1 pseudogene is annotated in these 254 nt (G+C 76.4%); it reads left to right on the top strand.

The features are described from left to right. Nucleotides 1–254: pseudogene (locus tag SM753_RS20905) on the top strand (nucleolar); the annotation flags it as partial.

The following is a 254-nucleotide window of genomic DNA, read 5'->3' as shown; positions in this document are numbered from 1 at the left end:
CCGGGTTCGCTGACGACGAGGACGCGTACTACGACGCGCTCCACGAGGCGACCGTCGCGGCGGCGCGCGCCGAGGCCGTCGAACGGGAGCGCGCGGACGACCAGCAGCTCGTGCACGCCGTCCGCGCGATGGACGACTGTGCGCGCACCGCGAACGAGCTGGCGGAGCGCGCCGCCGAGTGGGCGGGTGCGCTGTTCGACGTCTCGGGCGGTGGCGTCGCGCTCGCCGAGGACGTCTCCGGCGTTCGGCCGGCG

Origin of the sequence: Halostella sp. PRR32, assembly GCF_034808085.1 — an archaeon.
In the GTDB taxonomy this organism is placed as follows: Archaea; Halobacteriota; Halobacteria; order Halobacteriales; family Natronoarchaeaceae; genus Halostella; species Halostella pelagica.
This window is presented reverse-complemented; position numbering and strand designations above follow the sequence as displayed.